This is a genomic window from Flavobacterium chilense (genome assembly GCF_001602525.1).
GTDB classification, from domain to species: domain Bacteria; phylum Bacteroidota; class Bacteroidia; order Flavobacteriales; family Flavobacteriaceae; genus Flavobacterium; species Flavobacterium chilense.
Map to the genome: position 1 here is coordinate 666,031 of NZ_LSYT01000002.1, position 19,920 is coordinate 685,950.

Annotated in this window: 17 protein-coding genes; 2 read left to right on the forward strand and 15 right to left on the reverse strand. The window is 33.3% G+C overall.

Features of this window, described 5'->3' with window-relative positions:
* Nucleotides 1–14 precede the first annotated feature (14 nt).
* The 7 genes from A4F88_RS07940 to uvrC form a co-directional block, all read right to left on the reverse strand.
* Nucleotides 15–956 carry a tryptophan 2,3-dioxygenase family protein gene (locus tag A4F88_RS07940; protein WP_068842032.1) on the reverse strand — a complete coding sequence of 314 codons (942 nt, stop codon included), beginning with the start codon at nucleotides 954–956 and terminating at the stop codon, nucleotides 15–17.
* Nucleotides 956–1,726: a DUF3108 domain-containing protein gene (locus A4F88_RS07945; RefSeq protein WP_068842033.1), complete on the reverse strand. Its 771-nt coding sequence runs from the start codon at nucleotides 1,724–1,726 to the stop codon at nucleotides 956–958. The genes A4F88_RS07940 and A4F88_RS07945 overlap by 1 nt, the downstream gene beginning before the upstream one ends.
* Before the next feature lie 299 nt (nucleotides 1,727–2,025).
* On the reverse strand, nucleotides 2,026–3,186 hold the full coding sequence (gene hppD, locus A4F88_RS07950) for a 4-hydroxyphenylpyruvate dioxygenase (RefSeq protein WP_068842034.1): 1,161 nt from the start codon (nucleotides 3,184–3,186) through the stop codon (nucleotides 2,026–2,028).
* 89 nt (nucleotides 3,187–3,275) lie between these two features.
* Nucleotides 3,276–3,707 carry a four helix bundle protein gene (locus tag A4F88_RS07955; RefSeq protein ID WP_317041607.1) on the reverse strand — a complete coding sequence of 144 codons (432 nt, stop codon included), beginning with the start codon at nucleotides 3,705–3,707 and terminating at the stop codon, nucleotides 3,276–3,278.
* 58 nt (nucleotides 3,708–3,765) lie between these two features.
* Nucleotides 3,766–4,923, reverse strand: a complete 1,158-nt coding sequence (locus tag A4F88_RS07960; RefSeq protein WP_068842035.1) for a homogentisate 1,2-dioxygenase — start codon at nucleotides 4,921–4,923, stop codon at nucleotides 3,766–3,768.
* Nucleotides 4,924–5,178: 255 nt separating this feature from the next.
* Entirely contained in the window at nucleotides 5,179–7,536 is a 2,358-nt protein-coding gene (locus A4F88_RS07965; protein ID WP_068842036.1) for a patatin-like phospholipase family protein, read from the reverse strand.
* Between the two features lie 9 nt (nucleotides 7,537–7,545).
* Nucleotides 7,546–9,339: an excinuclease ABC subunit UvrC gene (uvrC, locus tag A4F88_RS07970; protein WP_068842037.1), complete on the reverse strand. Its 1,794-nt coding sequence runs from the start codon at nucleotides 9,337–9,339 to the stop codon at nucleotides 7,546–7,548.
* A 136-nt stretch (nucleotides 9,340–9,475) separates the two neighbouring features.
* Between uvrC and A4F88_RS07975 the strand changes: the two genes are divergently transcribed.
* Together A4F88_RS07975 and A4F88_RS07980 are read left to right on the forward strand one after the other, a co-directional pair.
* Nucleotides 9,476–10,456 carry a succinylglutamate desuccinylase/aspartoacylase family protein gene (locus tag A4F88_RS07975; protein WP_068842038.1) on the forward strand — a complete coding sequence of 327 codons (981 nt, stop codon included), beginning with the start codon at nucleotides 9,476–9,478 and terminating at the stop codon, nucleotides 10,454–10,456.
* Nucleotides 10,443–11,012, forward strand: a complete 570-nt coding sequence (locus tag A4F88_RS07980; protein ID WP_068842039.1) for a 5-formyltetrahydrofolate cyclo-ligase — start codon at nucleotides 10,443–10,445, stop codon at nucleotides 11,010–11,012. Before A4F88_RS07975 ends, A4F88_RS07980 begins: the two co-directional genes overlap by 14 nt.
* A gap of 173 nt (nucleotides 11,013–11,185) precedes the next feature.
* On the opposite strand, the gene A4F88_RS07985 is transcribed toward A4F88_RS07980, so the two are convergent.
* From A4F88_RS07985 to A4F88_RS08020, 8 genes are all read right to left on the reverse strand, one after another.
* Nucleotides 11,186–11,932: a tetratricopeptide repeat protein gene (locus tag A4F88_RS07985; RefSeq protein WP_068842333.1), complete on the reverse strand. Its 747-nt coding sequence runs from the start codon at nucleotides 11,930–11,932 to the stop codon at nucleotides 11,186–11,188.
* Nucleotides 11,933–11,981: 49 nt separating this feature from the next.
* On the reverse strand, nucleotides 11,982–13,730 hold the full coding sequence (locus A4F88_RS07990; RefSeq protein ID WP_068842334.1) for a BatD family protein: 1,749 nt from the start codon (nucleotides 13,728–13,730) through the stop codon (nucleotides 11,982–11,984).
* Nucleotides 13,731–13,835: 105 nt separating this feature from the next.
* Nucleotides 13,836–14,612, reverse strand: a complete 777-nt coding sequence (locus A4F88_RS07995) for a tetratricopeptide repeat protein (protein WP_068842040.1) — start codon at nucleotides 14,610–14,612, stop codon at nucleotides 13,836–13,838.
* A 142-nt stretch (nucleotides 14,613–14,754) separates the two neighbouring features.
* A complete protein-coding gene (locus A4F88_RS08000) occupies nucleotides 14,755–15,789 on the reverse strand; it encodes a vWA domain-containing protein (RefSeq protein ID WP_068842041.1) in 1,035 nt (344 codons plus the stop codon).
* Nucleotides 15,790–15,840: 51 nt separating this feature from the next.
* The gene (locus A4F88_RS08005; protein WP_068842042.1) at nucleotides 15,841–16,842 is read right to left on the reverse strand and encodes a vWA domain-containing protein; all 1,002 of its coding nucleotides are present in this window, start codon (nucleotides 16,840–16,842) and stop codon (nucleotides 15,841–15,843) included.
* Nucleotides 16,842–18,476: a hypothetical protein gene (locus tag A4F88_RS08010; RefSeq protein WP_068842043.1), complete on the reverse strand. Its 1,635-nt coding sequence runs from the start codon at nucleotides 18,474–18,476 to the stop codon at nucleotides 16,842–16,844. The genes A4F88_RS08005 and A4F88_RS08010 overlap by 1 nt, the downstream gene beginning before the upstream one ends.
* A 98-nt stretch (nucleotides 18,477–18,574) precedes the next feature.
* Entirely contained in the window at nucleotides 18,575–18,931 is a 357-nt protein-coding gene (locus A4F88_RS08015) for a four helix bundle protein (RefSeq protein WP_068842044.1), read from the reverse strand.
* 63 nt (nucleotides 18,932–18,994) lie between these two features.
* A complete protein-coding gene (locus A4F88_RS08020; protein WP_068842045.1) occupies nucleotides 18,995–19,858 on the reverse strand; it encodes a DUF58 domain-containing protein in 864 nt (287 codons plus the stop codon).
* Between the last annotated feature and the right edge of the window lie 62 nt (nucleotides 19,859–19,920).

Sequence of the window (19,920 nt, forward strand, 5' to 3'; positions counted from 1 at the left end):
TTTTTCTAAGAAAATTAAGCGGTTGCTTCATTTCCCCAATTGGACAATTCTTCTTCGGTCCACAATTTAGGAAAAAAGATGCGTCTTTGGTATTTTGGATGCATATATTTTTGCCAGTCGCTTCCGCCTGTAGCTTCTCCATTTCCTTTTCCGCTTTCCAAAATATATTTTCTTGCAGTATTAAGATGTTGCATTACCCAAGTGATATTCACTGTTTTGTCGTAGTGACGCATTGCCTGGATTAGCTCATTATTTTGTTGGTCTTTTTCTGGTAGTTGGGTAAATTTTTGCCAGATATTTTTAGTTTTAAAAGTAGACATTTGTCTTAAAAACTGTTCTTTGTATTTGTTTTCGAATTCCTGGAGCAAGTAAGATTTCTCGCCTGTATGATAATCTTTTCCGGCAGCCTGCCAGTATAAATGCTCAAAACTGGTTTCTAAATCAGTGTTTTCGTCAAAGTTTGCTTTGTATCTGCGATCGGTTAGATTGATAACATCTGTCGAAGCAAATTCAATTAATCGGTATTGCGCACTCTGAAAACCACTTGCAGGTGTTAAGGTATTTCTGAATTTCATGTATTGATCTACTTCCATTCCGTTTTCCATGATGCTAAACGAGTTGGTAAGCATATCAAAATAACGTGTAATTCTGGATAATCTCTCACTGAAAAAATCAACCTGAATGTTTTGTGTGTCGGCAATCTGATCTATTTCCCACAAAATCATTTTAAAAATTAATTCATTTACCTGATGATACATGATAAAAACCATTTCGTCGGGTAATGTTGTGCGTTGTATTTGTAAATTTAAAAGAGCATCAGTTTGAATATAATCCCAATATGTAATTGGTTTTGCCCAAAGTAAACCTTCTAACTGAACATCAGTTTTTTGATTTATAGATTGGAATTTAAGGTCAATTTCTTTTAAAATTGATTCTGAATTATCAGTAAGATTCATTATTTTTTTACTTTAAATGGATTTTTTAATCCTTTGTATTCATCAAGATCTGCTTTAAGTGATCCAACGGCTAAATCTGCTTTTATTCTAATCGGAACTTTATTGTCGTCATCTGTTATCCAGAGTGTTAAGCTTTCTTTTTCTTTGAAAACTCTACCGGTTTGTACAAGCGGTTTAAAGATCATTGTAGAAACGGTTCCAAATTTAGTTGTAATATCCTGACGGCCTACATACTTTAACTTAAATTTTGTGATTTCATCATCAAAAAACATGTCAATTGTTATGGCTTCGCCCGGTTTTAGTTTGTCTATACTGGGATGGTTTCTTAAATAATAAAAAGAAGATACAATATCCTGTACTTCGTCTGTAACTACAATTGTTTTTTCCGTCTTTCGTTTATAGTCTTTTACTAAAACCCTGTTTTCAGTTTGGTTAAAAAAACCTTCCTGATTTTTTGTGTAACCGCCTTCATCAATTTTTCGAACAAAACGATAAGGGCTTCCGGTTTGTTTGTCAAAATAACTTTCGTACAAATCTTCTACTTTAAAGAAGAACTTTGACATTCCGGTTGTATAACCTTTACCCACAGCATGAAACACCTTTTTGTTGTTTATTGTGGCGTCGCTTACTTCGAGTGTGGCGTAACCTGCATTTATAATTCCGTAATGAATTCTAAATTTGAAGTATTCTCCCGTATCGAAAGCGTCTTCTTTTTGAGTGTCAAAACTAAGTGTCGTGAGAATGAATATGAGTAGGACTAATTTTTTCATAGTACAATTTTTACATTTTATTATAAAGGTAAATAAATGCAAATTCTATTCCAAATGTACCAAAACAAAAAAACTCAGTCAAGGAATGACTGAGTTTTTATGCTATTAACTAACCAAAAAACTATAAATTATGAAATTTATATCAATTCAGAAGGAAACCACCCCTTCTTGATTTGCGAGTGCAAAGATAGATAGAAAGTTCAAAAAATAAATAGCAAAAGGCAAGTTTAACATAACATTTGCATAAAAACCATCATTTTACAGAGAATTTTTCTGCATAATGTAAAAAAAATGCGATTTTATAATGTTCCTCTCAATTCCTGCTCTCTCTCAATTGACTCAAACAGCGCTTTAAAGTTACCTGCACCGAATCCTTTTGCGCCCATTCTTTGAATAATTTCGAAAAAAAGTGTTGGTCTGTCCTGAACTGGTTTAGTAAATATCTGTAATAAATAACCATCTTCGTCGGCATCAACCATAATGGCAAGTTTTTCAATTTCGTTAATGTCTTCTTTCATCATCTCCATATGAACGCCCAATCTTTCGGGAATTGCCTGATAATAGGTATGTGGAGGAGCTGATAAAAATTCAACACCACGTGCTCTTAGCTGTGATACTGTTTTAATAATATCATCTGTAGCAATAGCGATATGCTGAATTCCAGGTCCGCCATAAAAATCTAAATATTCTTCGATTTGAGATTTTTTCTTTCCCTCGGCTGGTTCATTGATTGGAAATTTAATTCTACCGTTTCCGTTTGACATTACTTTACTCATCAAAGCAGAGTATTCTGTAGTAATTTGTTTGTCATCAAAAGAAAGGAAATTTACGAATCCCATAACGTCTTCATAAAATTTTACCCAGGTATTCATTTCATTCCATCCTACATTTCCAACCATATGATCAATGTATTTTAATCCAGTTGGTTCCGGATTATAATCCGATTTCCATTCTTTATAACCTGGTAAGAAAACACCATTGTAGTTTTTTCTTTCTACAAAGATGTGAACGGTTTCTCCGTAAGTGTAAATTCCTGAACGAACAACTTCTCCAAATTCGTCTTTTTCAACTGTTGGTTCCATAAACGAACGTGCACCACGTTTCATAGTTTCTTCGTATGATTTGGTTGCATCTTCAACCCAAAGCGCAGCAACTTTTACACCGTCACCATGTTTTTTAAGATGATCGTTAATTGGAGAATCTGCTGTTAAAGGCGTTGTCAAAACAATTCTGATCTTGTCTTGTTTTAAAACATAAGAGGCTTTGTCTTTTACTCCGGTTTCTAATCCTGCGTAAGCCAATGACTGATATCCGAAAGCAGTTTTGTAATAATGTGCAGATTGTTTTGCATTACCTACATAAAATTCTACATAATCTGTTCCTAATAATGGAAGGAAATCCTGTGCTCCTTCAAATATTTTCTCTAATCCGTATTCTACTGATTTTACTTCTTTGCTCATAATTAGATAATTTGATAATGAGAAAATGAGATAATTTTTTGAAATGTTTTAATTGAATTAATTTTCTAATTGACACATTTTCTAATTTTCTAATTCCTCTTAGATGTTGATATTATTTTATTTAAAATTTTTAAAATTTCTGATAATTCATTTAATAAATGTTTGCAATCTGGATAGGCTTTATGTGCATTGCATAAAAACAACCAATATTCAGTTTCATCTGCTTCTTTAATTGCAATTTTTAGTTTATGAATAAAATCTGCTTTGCTTTCTGCGTTTTGTGACTCTTTTGAATTTGCTCCAATTGATGTCCCGCTTTTTAATAACTGATTTGCGATTACAAATTTCTTTTGATCCTGAAGTTCATTTGTGTAATCAATTATATTTAGCGCAAAATTGAATGTTTTTATTAAAAGAGCGTTGTCTTTATATTTTTCGTTGAAAGTCATTTTTTTAATTTGATAATTAGATAATTTATTTTGTAAGTTTAAAATTACAATATTTAATTGTCTAATTTCCAAATTGACACATTTTCTAATTAAAGAAATTGACTAATTATCAAATTGGCACATTGACTAATTATTCACACCAGGATTTATAGTACTGTCCATCATCAAGACCCATAGCTTCTTCCGTGACCATAAGTGGGCGGAAAGTATCGACCATAACGGCTAATTCTAAAGTTTCTTTGTGACCAATGCTGCGTTCCATTGCGCCTAGTGCCGGACCATGCGGAATTCCTTTTGGGTGTAAAGTGATATGACCCTGCTCAATATTGTTACGGCTCATAAAATCACCATCAACATAATAGAGCACTTCGTCTGAATCTATATTGCTGTGATTGTATGGTGCCGGAATTGCTTTTGGGTGATAATCGTAAAGTCTTGGGCAGAAAGAGCAAACGACAAAAGTAGCCGTTTCGAAAGTTTGATGTACTGGCGGCGGTTGGTGTACGCGACCCGTTATAGGTTCAAAATTGTGGATTGAAAATCCGTATGGAAAATTGTATCCATCCCAACCCACAACATCAAAGGGGTGTGTTGCATAAACCACTTCGTGAATCATGCCTTCTTTTTTAATTTTCATTAAAAAATCACCTTTTTCATCGTGTGTTTCCAGTTCCCCAGGCAAAATAAAGTCACGTTCACAAAATGGTGAATGCTCTAAATGCTGACCGGATTGGTTTTTATAACGTTTTGGGGTGTAAAATGGAGAATAAGACTCGACATAAAATAGTCGGTTTTCTTCTGTTTCAAATTCTATTTGGTAGATAATGCCACGCGGAATAATTAAATAATCACCATATTCAAAAGGAATATTCCCTAACATAGTTCTTAATTTTCCTTTTCCTTTATGGATGAAAAGCATTTCATCTGCGTCGGCATTTTTGTAAAAATAATTTCGAAGTGATTCTTTTGGAGCGGCTAAGCCAATAATGCAGTCTTTGTTGACTAACATAGCTTTGCGGCTATCCAGGAAATCATTTTCCGGTTTCAATTCAAAACCTTTAAAAAGTAATGATTTTATATTTTTTCCGATTGCAATTTTTGGTTCAACCGAATAAGAGTTTAAAATTTCTTTAACCTGTGTTGGTCTGTGAACATGATAAGACAAAGAAGAATGTCCGTGAAAACCTTCGGTTCCAAATAATTGTTCGTAGTATAAACCTCCGTTAGGTTTTTCGAATTGGGTGTGTCTTTTTTGAGGAAAATCTCCAAGTTTATGATATAATGGCATGGCTTTTCTATTAGATAATTTGTAAATTAGATAATTCGAAAAATTTGAATTGTTTGAACAGATAATCAGCTCAATATTTGTATTGACTAATTATCTCAATTCGATAGCTTCACTCAGGATTTCTCTTGATGAGGAATTGAAGATACTCTAATAAACCTGTCCATTCTGTTTTCATTATAACAAATGTCGTAATTTTTATTGATCAAAATTACATATTATATTATTTATAACATAAAATTTTTGTAAAAATATATTTTAAAACATAAATCCTATACTAAACCACGTAAAACTTTTTGACATTTCCGGAGACCATGAATGTTTTATCTCGATTGGACCAATAATAGTTTCTAGTCCGTAACCAACAGCATAGCCAGAATATTTAGGCATCGAGATCCAGTTTACGGTAGAAAATATATCGTCGCCAAGATTCGCATAATTGGCAGAAAGGTTAACATGGTTCTTTTTGAAGATCTCATAGTCTAAAGTAATATCGCTTTTGATAAAGCTGTTTCCTGCAATACTCAGGAAATCATAACCATAGAAATAGTTGAAATTGTTTATTTTACTGTAACCATAACCTCCTAGAATATAATCGAAAAAGGGTACACTATCGCTGCCAATATTAAATCCGGCATCGGCACCAATTTTTACGGTAGCTCTTCTGAATAATGTTTTCGCAAATGCAATTTCGGCCTTTGCAGTCGAGAAAGGCTTAAATTGTTTGGTGTAGTTTGATGATGCTAAATAGGTTTGTACATCTCCTGAAAAATACAATCCGGAACGCGGAAAGCTTTTGTTGTCGAACGAATCGTATTTTAAATAACCAAAAACACTAAAGTAGTTACTTTTCTCAATAATATCTTCGCTATTGGTAAGTGTTGGTGAGTTTATTTTTAAATATTTGTATTCAAGACCTCCGCCCATTAAAAATTTCTGAACAAAAATAGTTTGAAAGTATGCCTGATTGGTCAAATCTAAAAAGTCGACATTGATCAAATTTACATTTGGATTTTGTGTTGCTAAATTACTTATGCTGGTGGTAACATTTCGGTTAAACTGATTTAATCTTGAACGGAAACCAAAGCTGATATTGAAACCATTTTCGACATAATAATTTAAATCGTATCTAAAATTGTCTCCCAATATAATGTCTAACGATGTGACATCATTTTTTAGAAAGGTTTTTTTGTGCGTAAGATTTAAAAGAACAGCACTTTTATAAAGTCCGTCGTAATGTAATCCTAGTTTTAGGAAGGTTTGTGTTGGATTTTCTTTTAGAACTAAATCAAGATCATCCTGTTTTCCGTCTGGTTGCAGGCAATAGGATATGGTGCTAAAGTTTTGTGTCGCATTCAGGTTGTTGATTCCTGTTTTAAGGTCATCGTAAGTTATGGTGCTTCCGGGTTTAAAACGAAGTTTTCCACGAATATATTCTTTAGTATAATTGTCTAACTGATCACTGTTTATTTTCTTGATTTCTATCGTGTCTGTTATAATTTTTAGTTTTGGTTTCTTATAAAAATTGTCTTCGTTTACGAGAGATTTGATTTTTTCGTAGACAGCAAATGCCGCTTCTTCACCTTTTCTGATGATTTGTTCGCCTTTGTCAAATGAAACAACGCCATAATCACGAATGTCCGGTTTGATATAAACATCTGTATCTTTTATTTTGCTTTTCATTTTATCAATGGATTGCAGATTGGTAATCTGTACCAAAATTCGGGTAGCGTTTTTAAGATTTTTACGCTTCATTAAATCATCCTGAACATCAACCCCAATAATAATATCAGCTCCCATATTGCGAACTTCTTTTATAGGATAGTTGTTTACCACACCACCGTCGACCAATAAATTTCCGTCGATTTCTACAGGAGTAAATAATGAAGGAAATGCAGCACTAGCCATCATCGCCTGAACAAGATTTCCTTTGTTAAGCAAGACTTCTTCACCGGTTTCGATGTTGGTTCCAATACATAAAAACGGAGTTGGCAGTTTGTTGAAATCGCGAATATGACGCACGTTTCTTGTTAAGCTGCTTAGTAAATTGTAATTGTACATTCCTTTTGAAAGTGCTTCAGGAATACCAATTCTAAAATTACTGAAGGGTAAAACAATGGCGTACAATTCGTCATTTTTTTTACCATAAAAATTTTTTGAGGAACGCGGAATATAATCGTTTATGAGTTCGTCGAAATTGGTTTTTTTAAAGATCGAATCGATTTGCGAAGCATTGTAACCAGAAGCATAAAGTCCGCCAATAACAGATCCCATACTGGTTCCGCCAATATAATCGATTTTAATTCCTGCTTCTTCCAGAACTTTTAAAACACCAATATGTGCAAATCCTTTTGCACCGCCGCCACTTAATACCAATCCAATTTTAGGTCTTTTGATGCTGTCTTCTTTTTTTTCCTGTGAAAATGATTTTTCAGGAAAAAGTACAAGTAATGTAAAAAGCACTGATGCTACGCCCCAGATGGTAATGGAAAACTGCGAGAGACAAAAGGTTGTTTTTTCCTGCCAAAAAAGAGCGACCCAAGAAGCTCCTTTTTTGGGATTGGAAAAAAATCCTTTTGACCGAGTATTTGAAATGGACAGCTGTTTCAGGCGCATAAAAAATAGCTAATTGGTTTTGTAAAAGTCGACAATTTTTTTGGCTTTTGATACTCCTACGACATCAGATATTTCTTTTTCGGTAGCTAATTTTAATCTTTTAACACTTTTGAAATGTTGTATTAACGTTAGCATTGTTTTTTCGCCTATTCCCGGAATGCTCTCTACAGAAGAATTAAGTGCTGCTTTACTGCGTTTATCACGATGAAAAGTGATTCCGAATCGGTGCGCTTCATTTCGCAATTGCTGGATTACTTTTAAAGTCTCTGATTTTTTATCGAGGTATAACGGAATTGAATCTCCGGGATAAAATAATTCTTCGAGACGTTTTGCGATTCCAATAATCGCAATTTTACCACGTAATCCTAATTCGTCTATGCTTTTTAAGGCTGCTGATAATTGTCCTTTTCCACCATCAATAATAATTAATTGTGGTAAAGGCTGGTTTTCATCTAATAATCTTTTGTAACGACGATATACAATTTCGGTCATCGATGCAAAATCGTCAGGACCTTCGACAGTTTTTACATTAAAATGGCGATAATCTTTTTTGCTTGGTTTTCCGTCTTTAAAAACAACGCAGGCCGCAACAGGATTTGTTCCCTGAATGTTCGAGTTATCAAAACATTCTATGTGTCTTGGTTCTGTTGGCAATCGTAAATCTTTTTGCATTTGCGCCATAATACGATTGGTATGTCTGTCCGGATCTACAATTTGTAATTGTTTTAGTTGTTCAATTCGGTAAAACTTAGCATTTCTGATCGATAAATCGAGAATCTGTTTTTTGTCCCCAAGTTGCGGAACGGTTGTTTTGATATTTTCTCCCAGATCAATTTCAAAAGGAACAATGATTTCTTTTGACAGTAACTGAAAACGTTCGCGCAATTCTATAATGGCTAATTCTAATAATTCTTCATCGGTTTCGTCCAGTTTTTTCTTCATTTCTAAAGTATGTGAACGAATAATCGATCCGTGCGAAATTTGAAGAAAGTTAACGTAAGCCGCACTTTCATCAGACACAATAGAGAAAACATCTATATTGGTGATTTTTGGGTTTACAATCGTAGATCGCGATTGGTAATTTTCCAAAACTTCGATTTTCTCTTTTATTTTTTGAGCTTCTTCAAAGCGTAAATCCTGAGCATATTGATTCATCAGACGTTTAAAATCTTTCATACTTTCTTTGAAATTCCCTTTTAGGATTTCGCGGATCGCATCAACTTGTCTTTGGTAATCTTCCAGAGATTCTAAACCTTCGCAAGGGCCTTTGCAATTGCCAATATGATATTCTAAGCAAACTTTGAATTTACCTGAATCGATGTTTGATTTGCTTAAATCATAATTGCAGGTTCGTAACGGATACAATTCCTTGATTAGTTCCAGTATTGTATGTACGGTTTTGAAATTTGTATAAGGTCCAAAATATTCAGAACCGTCTTTGACCATTCTTCTAGTTGAAAATATTCTCGAAAATGGTTCTTTTTTAATACAAAGCCATGGATAACTTTTATCATCACGAAGCAATACATTGTAACGGGGCTGGAGGGTTTTGATTAAATTGTTTTCTAATAAAAGCGCATCGGTTTCGGTAGGAACTACAATGTGTTTTATGGTCACAATTTTTTTTACCAATACATTTGTCTTGGCAGTATCATGAATTTTATTGAAGTAAGAAGAAACCCTTTTTTTTAAATTTTTGGCTTTTCCCACATATAAGATCTTCCCGTCTTTATCATAATACTGATACACACCGGGATTGTCCGGCAAGGTTAGGATTTGAAGATCTAAGGACGGTTTTTGCATTCTGTTTTATTTGTGAAGATAGCTGAAAAGCATTTTTAGAAATCATTCTGATTCCGGAAAAAAGCTTAACACTGATTTAGTTTCAAATTTACGAAATCAAAAGAATAATTTCTATATTTAGATTTTATAATTCTACATGAAAAATAGTAAACCCTTGGTTATTTTTGGCGAATCGATTTTGCCGGGAGAAAACAGAACAGTAAACGTTGAAATAGCGAGATTACATACGACTACAAAACTTAATATTCCGGTTATTGTACGTCGCTCAAAAATCGAAGGCCCGGTAGTTTTATTCTCAGCCGGAATTCATGGCGACGAAATTAACGGAGTTGAAGTTGTTCGCCAGATTATCAGTAAAAAGATCAATCGCCCTGCAAGAGGAACTATTATTTGTATTCCGATTATTAATATGTACGGTTTTGTGAACAAATCGCGTGAGTTTCCTGACGGGAGAGATTTAAATCGTGTTTTTCCCGGAAGTAAAAAAGGTTCTCTTGCGAGTCGTTTTGCTTATCATATTGTGGCAGAAGTTTTGCCTATTATAGATTATGCCGTCGATTTTCATGCGGGAGGCGCGAGCAGGTTTAATGCACCACAAATCAGAATCACAGAAAATAATCCGGAACTGAAAATTTTGGCAGACATTTTTAATGCACCATTTACTTTATATTCCAAAAACATAAATGGATCTTTTAGAAATACCTGTGAGAAAGCGAATATAAAAATGCTGCTTTTTGAAGGTGGAAAATCATTGGACATTAATAACGTGATTGCAAATGAAGGTATAATGGGAGTGAAGCGTTTATTAAATCATTTAGGGATGCTGGATCACAAGCAGGTGGTCGAATATGCTTTAGAACCGTCAATTTATATTAAAAATTCGGTTTGGCTTCGTGCTAAATGTTCCGGTTTGCTTCATGATTATAATTTGATTGGTAAATTTGTGACCAAAGGTTCAATTTTGGCTATCATTACAGATCCGTTTGGTAAATTTGAACAAAAAGTAAAAGCGCCTCACGATGGTTTTGTTATCAATGCCAATCATTCTCCAATTGTGTACGAAGGTGATGCTATTTATCATATGTCTAAAAATAACTCCGATAATGCCTACGAATAAAAAAGAATTAAGAAGCTATTATAAAAATCTCCGAAAAGAATTAACTATTGACGCTGTTGAAGAAAAAAGTCTGGCAATTGCCAATAATCTGATTCAATTGGCTATTTGGGATAAAGGTTATTATCATGTTTTTCTTCCTATTGAAGAACAAAAGGAGGTAAATACAGAATATGTTTTGCACTTGCTATCCGGAAAAGATAAAGAAATAGTGGTTTCGAAAAGTGATTTTGAAACAAGAGAAATGACTCATTTTTTATTGACGGATAATACAAGAATAAAAAAAAATGAATATAATATTCCAGAACCTGTAAATGGCTTGCCAGTTCCGTCAGAAACTATCGATGTTGTTTTTGTCCCACTTTTAGCATTTGATGTTTCTGGAAACAGAGTAGGTTACGGAAAAGGTTTCTACGATAAATTCCTGGCAGGTTGTAAACCGGAAACAATCAAGATTGGACTTTCTTTTTTTGAAGCCGAAAACGAAATTGAAGATGTTTTTGAATCAGATATCAAACTAGATTTCTGTGTAACCCCGGAGAAAATTTATACTTTTTAATTTTTTCACTCTATAAGTGATATAAGTTAATTTAGTTTTGAGACGAAACTAAAATTAACTTTACTTATAACAGTTGCCTGATTTTTAGGATTAGAACAGGTAAGCTTAAAAAAGAAAAATCCCAAATTCCATTTGGTTTTAACCTGGAATTTGGGATTTTTCTTTTAAACGTTTTATTTTACTTCCTTGATGGTCGAAGCATCAATCCAGCCTTCGGTTCCGTCTGTTAATTCAATTTTTTTCCATTGTCCTACCGTTTCGGTTACATACACTTTTGCACCTTCATGTAGTAAGAAAATAGCTGAACCTCCTTTTTGTGGTTCGCTATGAACTTCACTTAATTCGGCAAAAACAATAGCAGGGCGATCGTTATCGAAATGGTTTTTCTCAGACATTCCAGCAGAAACACTTAATAACAAAGCAACGAAAAGAATGAACATTCCGATGAAATAGATTCTTTTCGAAAGGGTAAGCTGAGAGAAATAATAACCAATAAAAGTTAAGAGAAAAGCGAAGGCAATTCCAACAGAAATTTTTGCCCACATATTGTAATCAAAAATTCCGGTGAAGTTTTGAATCAGTTTCGCAAAACCTACTTTCGGAACTTCTTTAATCTCATCTATCGTTAGCTTTTTAGCAAATTTTAAGTTGTTTAGAGTTTCAGGATCGTGCGGTTTTAAAACAAGAGCCTTTTCATAATTGTAAATAGAAGGTGCAACTTTATTAAGTTTATAATAACTGTTGCCTAAATTAAAATACAATTCTGCCGATTGTTGTTTGTCTTCTTTAATAATGCTTTCGTAAGCATCGATAGCTTCTTTGTATTGTCCCTTTTGATACAAAGCATTTCCTTTTTCAAAGCTGCTTTGAGCAAAGAAAACCTGAGAGATTAATAAAAAGAGATATAATATGTTTTTCATTTTCCTGATTTGTAATATTTTCAACTTTGCGCATTTTGCGGTTAAAAAACTAAACAATCTGTTTTTCTAATTCTGAAATGATCAAAACAGCTTTGTCATAATCCTGCTGAATTGATGCACTTGATGCAGGAGCATAACGGGCAAACTCACAGTTTTCTGTCAAGTTGATAAAACTTTGAACCGTTTCCGGATTAGCGTTTCTTGATAAAAGCAATTCGCGAATATTGTCTTTACTCATTTCTGAGGTTTCAATATGCAGTTTTGCTTTTAGGAAATTGTGCATCGCTTTCTCTAAAGCAATATAAAATGCTTCTTTGTTGTTAAGCTGTTTCTTGGCCTGAGATAGATATTTCTTCGCAAGCTTATTGTTCATTCTGATTCTGTTTCCTGTTACATCACCATCAATTGCTTCTTTTCGTTTCTTAGCAAGAACAATTATAGGCAAAATTACAAAAGGCATGAACAGTAATGTATAATATAAATCAGAGCCGTAGAAATCGTTTCTGGCAATAGCAACTAAAGTTGTTTTAGGTTTGATATATTTAAACTGTTCTGTTTTCGAAATTACATTTTTCGCTGTATTGGCACTCGCATTTGCTTCTGCCTGCATTGGACCATCTAAAACATCAATCATAATTTCTTTAGAAGTGATTGTTTTATAAGAACCCGAATTAAGATCAAAATAAGAAAACTGCATTGGTTTTATTGCATATTTCCCTTTGTATTGCGGAATGATAGTGTATTTGTCTGTAATTTTTCCTGACATTCCTGAAAGTGAAGTGGTCACTTTTTCGTCATGAACAGGATCATACATCTCTAATGCATTTGGAACAACAGGTTTTGGTAAAGTAAACAATTTCATGTTTCCGTTTCCTGAAGCTGTAACAAACAAATCAAGGCTTTCTCCGTTTTTCAAGGTCGTTTTAGAAGGTGTTACCGTGAAATCAAAATTACCTACAGCACCGCCAAAACCTTCTGGTTTACCAGATTCCGGAAGAGGTCTTACATTGATGGTTTTTGCTCCTGCCGAAACTACTTTGTTATCATCAGTTATAATCATCTGACCAAACATATCACGACGATTGGTTGGCAATTGTACTCCAATATCTAATGAAAGGGGCTCAATAGTAAGTCTTCCTGCTTTTTGAGGGTATAAAATAGTCTTTTTTAAGACAACAAAATAACATCTTTCTCCCTGATAACTTCCTTGTTCAACAGATAATTGTTTGATATCAATGTTCTGATTCCAGAAATCATTGTATTTAGGTTTTGCCAATTCCTTAAAGCCTGTTACATTGATATTGTTGAAATATAATTTATAAACAACTGTAATAGGTTCGTTCAGATACGGTGATGTTTTTGAAATTTCGGCTACAAGATTTAACATCTCATTTGGCGATCCCTGAGGCCTGTCATTTGGATCCCTCTCTTGGGCAACCGCATTAGTAACTACGATTTTTATAGGTGATGTTTTGTAAGTTTGCCCATTATATTCAATCGCAGCCTGTTTGATATTTACAGTTCCTTTTTGGTTAGGCTGTAAAATATAGGAGTATATTTTTTGAAAAGAACTTCTTCCGTTTACCCAGGACTGACTAATTTGCTGACTTGGTCCTGCTACAATTTTAAAACCATCAAATGAAGGCTGGTCGAAATTATCTCCATCGACATTCATGATAAAGTCAATGCGAAGCCTTTCGTTTACTCCAAGTGTATTTTTGCTTACTCTGGCTTCAAATTGAACTTGAGCCATAAGCCCTTGAAAAGTGAATAGTAATAGAATTAAATATCTTTTCATTAATTGTTTAATCGTTTTTTTGAATGTTTTATTGTTTAATCGTTTTTTGAATATTTGATTTTTGTGCAAATAAACAAATTAACCTTTAAACGATTCAACTTTATTTTACCAGTCTTTTTCTGTTTTTCTCGGATTGCCTTTTACTTTTTGGGCATTTACTTTATCCTGAATTTTCTTTTCTTCGTTATTGACAGCATCTAATAAATTCTGAACGCGCTCTTTAGAGATTCCGCCAGGTTGTGGTTTTGGTTCTCCTTTGTTATCAGACTTGTCGTCTTTTTTAGGATCATTTTTACCATCTTTTTTATCCTTGTCTTTATCGCCTTTGTCGTCTTTTTTGTCTTTATCTTTATCCTTGTCTTTATTTTTGTCCTGGTCTTTGTTTTTATCTTTATTCTTATCCTTGTCTTTATCTTTATCCTTGTTCTTGTCTTTGTTTTTATCGTTTTTAGGCGGATTTTCTTTTAGCTTTTGTTTGGCATAAGCATAATTGTAACGAGTTTCATCATCAGTAGGATCGTTGCGTAATGCTTCTTTGTAAGCTTCAACTGCCTGAGAATAATTTTTCTCTTTCATAAAAACGTTTCCAAGATTGTGAAATGCTTTATGTTTTTCAGGTCTTGTTTTAGCATTTTTTATGGCTTTTGCATAAGCATATTTAGCCTCAGAAATCTGATTTTGTTTATAAATCGTATTTCCCAGGTTATAAGGAGCCGTGGCACGTTTTGGAAATTTTGATTCTGAAACCCTGTAGTTTGCCTCAGCATCAACAAATTTATTCTGCTTATATTCTTCATTGGCATCAGGCAATGTCTTATCTTTTTCCTGAGCTGAAACGGCTAAAGAAAACGTTAGTAAAATATAAAGAAGTAAATTTTTCATTCTAATTTTTTATTTTTTATTTGCCACGAATGGCACCAATTATCACTAATTAGATTTTTTATATTTGAATTCTTACCAATCAGAACAGTTAAAAACAATTCTTTTTTTGTGCAAATTCATGTAATTAGCTATTCGCTTTTTATTATTTCTTTTCGTTAAATAAATTCAACTCTTTTATCCAGTTTGTTTTTCTTTCTAAAAGGAAAATATCAACAAACAATAATAAGAAGGCAAAACCAATGAACCATTGAAACTGTGATTGAAAATCGGCCATTTGCGTCGCTTCAAATTCTGTTTTCTGAATGTTGTTTAAGGCATTTTTAATATATTCTAAAACATCTTTAGTACTTCCTCCATAAACATAACCACCTTTTGTCGCTTTTGCAATCGTTTTTAATCCTTCCTGATTTAGTTTGGTAATAACAGTTTCTCCATTTAAATCTTTTTGAAAGCTCTTAACGATCCCGTTTTCTTTTAACGGAATTGTACCTCCTTTTTCTGTTCCAACACCAATGGTGATAATTTTCATTCCCATTTTGTTGGCTTCTTCAGCAGCTGCCGCAGCTCCTTCAGAATGATCTTCTCCGTCAGAAATTAAAATCAGTAATTTGCTGGTTTTACTTTTTTCATCAAAATAAGTCGAAGATAATTTGATGGCTTCATCCAGTGAAGTTCCTTGTGATGAAACCATATCCGGCGTCATGCTTTGCAGGAACATTTTAGCAACACTATAATCAGATGTAATAGGTAAAACCGGAAATGCACTTCCTGCATAAGCCACAATTCCAATTCTGTCACTTCCTAAGTTGTTGATGATTTGCGAAACCAATTGTTTACTTTTTTCTAAACGACTTGGCGCCACATCTTCGGCAAGCATACTTTTTGAAACGTCAACAGCAAAAACAATGTCAATACCTTCACGTTTTACCGTTTCCATTTTAGTTCCAATCTTTGGATTTACTAAACCAATAATTAAACAGGCAAGGGCTAAAAGAATAACGGATATTTTTAATACTGGTTTAAAAACAGATCGTTCCGGACTCAGTTTCTTAACCATTTCCAAATCACCAAACTCACGTTGCTTTTTTCTTTTCCAATACATATTGAAAAGAAAAATACACACCACAATTGGGAGTAATACTAAAAGATATAAATATTTTTTTTCGTCTAATTCCATTTTAAATTTTAGATTTCTGAATTTAGATTTTAGATTTTTTTTAATCTAAAATTAAATGAAGCTTCTGTAAACCGTATTTCTTAAACCAACTTCCAACAATAATAAAAATGCTGCGAGTAAAACAAAACCTCTGTATTTTTCGTCATAATCGTAGAATTTTAATTCCTGGATTTCGGTTGTTTCCAATTTATTAATCGAATTGTATATTTCGGCTAACTTATCATTGCTGGTTGCTCTAAAATAAGTACCATCGGTTTTACGGGCAATACTTTTCATTAATTGCTCATCGATTTCTACTTTTTGCATTTTGAACAAAAATCCTCCGTTTGGCGCGTATGCATATGGAGATTCTGCCATTCCATTACTTCCCAAACCAATCGTGTACACTTTAATTCCGTATTGTTTTGCAATATCAGATGCTGTTTCAGGTTCAATAAAACCAGCATTATTTACACCATCTGTCAATAAGATAATAACACGGCTTTTTGCTTTACTGTCTTTAAGGCGGTTTACGGCAGTTGCTAATCCCATTCCAATTCCGGTTCCGTCCTGTAAAGTTGTATCGTATTTAATTCCTTTTATGGCTTCCAGAATAATTGCTTTATCACTTGTAACCGGAGTTTTTGTATAAGCCTCAGAAGCATATAAAACCAATCCGATTCTGTCATTAGGTCTTTCTTCAACGAAATCCGAAGCAACTCTTTTTAAAGCTTCCATACGGTTTGGCTTTAAATCTTTGGCAAGCATACTTCCTGAAACGTCAATTGCCATTACAATATCAATTCCTTTAGTGGTTTTAGTCTGATTGCTAATATCTACTGTTCTTGGTCTTGCCAAAGCAATAATTAGAGAACTTAATGCGATAATTCTAAAAACGTATAAACAAGGTTTTAGTTTCGTTAACCAGGACTCGCTATTTTTAAAACCCTGAGTCGAACTCATTTTTAAAGTAGCCGATTGTTGGTTGCGTTTCCAGAAAAACCAAGCAATTGCAATTGGAATTAATAGAAAGAGCCAAAAAAATTCTGGATTTAAAAAAGTTATTTTATTCATTAGTTACTTGCCTTTCTAAGTTCAACAGAATTTAAAATTCGGGTTGTGATATCATTAGCATATTTATCGCCTTCTTCATGTATAATCAGAATTTGTTGTAATCCCTGATCTTGTTTGAAAAGCAAAAGTTCGTAATATGCCTTTGTACTTGTTTTGTCAATTGGATTAAATACAGACATGGTTCCGTATCCTTTTAATCCCTGAATGCCTTGGTTGGTTTGAAAATCTTCTTGTTTTACAATAATATTTTGTCCGCCCTGAGCTTCTATTACTTTTAGAGAACCTTCTAAAGCTTTTGCTAAATCAATTTCGGTAGGATTTTTAAACATGCTGGTTGAAACCGTAACATAAAAATTACTGGTCATACTACCGTAACCAAACAGTTGCATCTCTTTAATTAAAGCCATGGTTTCTTTTGGAAGCACTTTTTGTGTGTCCATACGTTTTAGAACCTTTGGCGTTTCAATTAAAATTCCAGGATTTCCGTATTCACTTTTTACCCATTGACCTTCTAGTAATTCTTTTGACGGATGTCCAAAAACATTGTCTTTTACATAACTGAATCCTTTAGTAGCGATAAAGAATGTAGTAGTTCCAACTAATAAAAGTAAAACAGTTCCAACTGCAATAGCAATACGTTTGTTGCGTTTCTTTAATAATTGAAGTTTGATTTGCTTTTGTTTTTGCGCTTCATTTAATAATTGATCTTCTTCTTCAGCCGGAACTTCAGTTGGGATTGCATTATCAAGTGTTAAGATTACTTTTTGAATTTTGTTTCGGTCTTCGGTAATTTCAAAATCCAGCGGTTTAGATTTTGCAAATTTTACTAAATCCGCCTGACGTAAAACACGCTCCAGATTCTCAACTGTTTCAGGAGTTAGTGTCATTTTCTTTTTAGTAGAAGCAGTTTTGATTGCCAGAATCAATTCAGAAGTTGTGCTTTCCATTGCCGGAATATGAATGGCTTCTTCAATATAATTACGGGCAATATCTGTCAGTTCACTGTAGTATTCTTTAATTTCACCTTTTTGAACCAATTCTTTTTGCTCCAGATTGTTTAGTAAGCTTGTCGCTTTTTCAATTGGAGTTTTGTATACTTCTTCTTCGATTTTTTTCTGCTGACGTTTTTTAATAAACCAATACACAAAAACACCAATTCCTATAAGAACGATAACTCCCAAAAGATATTTCCACCAATCGCCCATACCAGTTTCATCAACTGTAATGTCTTTGATGTCGTACATTTTTTGTTGCAATGTGTCTACTTTTACATTAGCAACTTCAACACGAATAGAATCAGATAAATAAGGTTTTTTGTCAATTAAAATCTGAACACTCGGAATTACATATTTTCCGGAATCAAATTGAGTTAAGCCATATTTTTTTATTAATTCATAAGTGTCATTTTTCTTCACAGTGTCAACAGGGTAGGATTGAATTACTTCTAACGCACCAAATTTTTTCTGTTTTGGAAATACTACTTTTGATTTTGAACTGACAACGGTTTTGAGTGTTAACTTGAACTCAGCCCCAATTTTATTTTTTGTAGTATCAATGCTTGTCTCTACTTGTTTTTGCTGCGCAAAAATAGCTGAGGAAAGTAAAAATAAAAATATGTAAAACTTTAATTTCATTTGATTAACGATTGAAGATTAACGAATTTTGATTTCAGATTTTTGTCTGAAATGGAATGATTTACTATTTCCTTTAAATTGTAATCTTTTTTATTTTATTATGAATTATTTTTCGATGTTTTAATACTTGAAACGAATATTGATATTAATTCATTAACTTCTATTTTAGCCTTTGTTAGATTTTCTACATCAGTTGATAAATTTGCTTTCTCAATTATTTTCAAGCAAACAAAAGTTTCTCTTAATTCCTTTAAACAAATTCCCATTTTATGAACAAAGTCTTTTTTGCTTTCTGCACTTTGTGCTTCTCCATAATTTAGAGCAGGTGATGTGCTGGATCTTGTTATTTGTCCTAATAAATGATTTCCAGCGTAGTTCTTTTCAAATTTAATAGTTAATGTTATTATGCTTGCAGCAAAATCAATCAATCTATTTTCTAGCTCCTGTTTAGTCATTTTTATTATTCATTAATCAAATCCATCCCAAATCAGTAATCGTTAATCAGAAATCAAAAATAATCACCTTGATTTAAAATAGCCCAGTAATTTGGTCACATAGTTTTCGTCGACTCTTGTGTTTACAACACCTGCGCCGGATTTGCTGAAAATATCCTTGAAATAATTTACTCTTTCGTGATAATGCTTTTCGTAATTCATTCTCACAGTTTTCGAGCCAGTATCGACCAATTGAATTTTCCCTGTTTCGGCATCCAGCATTGTAACCATTCCTAAGTTTGGGATTTTTTCTTCACGAATATCATAAACTCTAACACCTGTAATATCATGTTTTTTAGAAGCAATCTTTAAAGTCTGCTCATAATTTTCAGACATGAAATCAGAAATCATAAAAACAATTGCTTTCTTTTTCTGAGTTCCTGACAAAAATTTTAAAGCAGCTCCAACATCTGTTTTTTGGCTTTTTGGTTCAAATTCGATCAATTCACGAATGATTCTCAAAACATGCGAGCGACCTTTTTTGGGCGGAATATACAACTCTACATTGTCAGAAAATAATATTAAACCAATTTTGTCATTATTTTGTGTAGCCGAAAAAGCCATCGTTGCCGCAATTTCGGTGACGATGTCTTTTTTAAACTGACTTTTTGAACCAAAACCTTCAGAACCCGAAATATCAACCATTAAAACCATGGTCAATTCCCGTTCCTCTTCAAAAACTTTTACGTGGGCTTCGTTGTAGCGTGCAGTTACATTCCAGTCGATGTTACGAATGTCATCGCCATATTGGTATTGACGTACTTCACTAAAAGTCATCCCTCGTCCTTTAAATGAAGAGTGATATTCTCCCGAAAAGATGTGATTACTCAGTCTTTTGGTTTTGATTTCTATTTTCCGTACTTTTTTTAAAAGCTCTTTTGTATCCATTTTATTTGTTTAAAGTTTAAAGTTTAGAAGTTTCAAGTCTGTCTTGCAACAACCTGAAACCT

Coding starts and splice junctions, on each gene's coding strand:
- A4F88_RS07940 (WP_068842032.1), bottom strand. CDS start 956: ATGAATCTTACTGATAATTCAGAATCAATTTTAAAAGAAATTGACCTT.
- A4F88_RS07945 (WP_068842033.1), bottom strand. CDS start 1,726: ATGAAAAAATTAGTCCTACTCATATTCATTCTCACGACACTTAGTTTT.
- hppD (WP_068842034.1), bottom strand. CDS start 3,186: ATGAGCAAAGAAGTAAAATCAGTAGAATACGGATTAGAGAAAATATTT.
- A4F88_RS07960 (WP_068842035.1), bottom strand. CDS start 4,923: ATGCCATTATATCATAAACTTGGAGATTTTCCTCAAAAAAGACACACC.
- A4F88_RS07965 (WP_068842036.1), bottom strand. CDS start 7,536: ATGCGCCTGAAACAGCTGTCCATTTCAAATACTCGGTCAAAAGGATTT.
- uvrC (WP_068842037.1), bottom strand. CDS start 9,339: ATGCAAAAACCGTCCTTAGATCTTCAAATCCTAACCTTGCCGGACAAT.
- A4F88_RS07975 (WP_068842038.1), top strand. CDS start 9,476: ATGAAAAATAGTAAACCCTTGGTTATTTTTGGCGAATCGATTTTGCCG.
- A4F88_RS07980 (WP_068842039.1), top strand. CDS start 10,443: ATGCCTACGAATAAAAAAGAATTAAGAAGCTATTATAAAAATCTCCGA.
- A4F88_RS07985 (WP_068842333.1), bottom strand. CDS start 11,932: ATGAAAAACATATTATATCTCTTTTTATTAATCTCTCAGGTTTTCTTT.
- A4F88_RS07990 (WP_068842334.1), bottom strand. CDS start 13,730: ATGAAAAGATATTTAATTCTATTACTATTCACTTTTCAAGGGCTTATG.
- A4F88_RS07995 (WP_068842040.1), bottom strand. CDS start 14,612: ATGAAAAATTTACTTCTTTATATTTTACTAACGTTTTCTTTAGCCGTT.
- A4F88_RS08000 (WP_068842041.1), bottom strand. CDS start 15,789: ATGGAATTAGACGAAAAAAAATATTTATATCTTTTAGTATTACTCCCA.
- A4F88_RS08005 (WP_068842042.1), bottom strand. CDS start 16,842: ATGAATAAAATAACTTTTTTAAATCCAGAATTTTTTTGGCTCTTTCTA.
- A4F88_RS08010 (WP_068842043.1), bottom strand. CDS start 18,476: ATGAAATTAAAGTTTTACATATTTTTATTTTTACTTTCCTCAGCTATT.
- A4F88_RS08015 (WP_068842044.1), bottom strand. CDS start 18,931: ATGACTAAACAGGAGCTAGAAAATAGATTGATTGATTTTGCTGCAAGC.
- A4F88_RS08020 (WP_068842045.1), bottom strand. CDS start 19,858: ATGGATACAAAAGAGCTTTTAAAAAAAGTACGGAAAATAGAAATCAAA.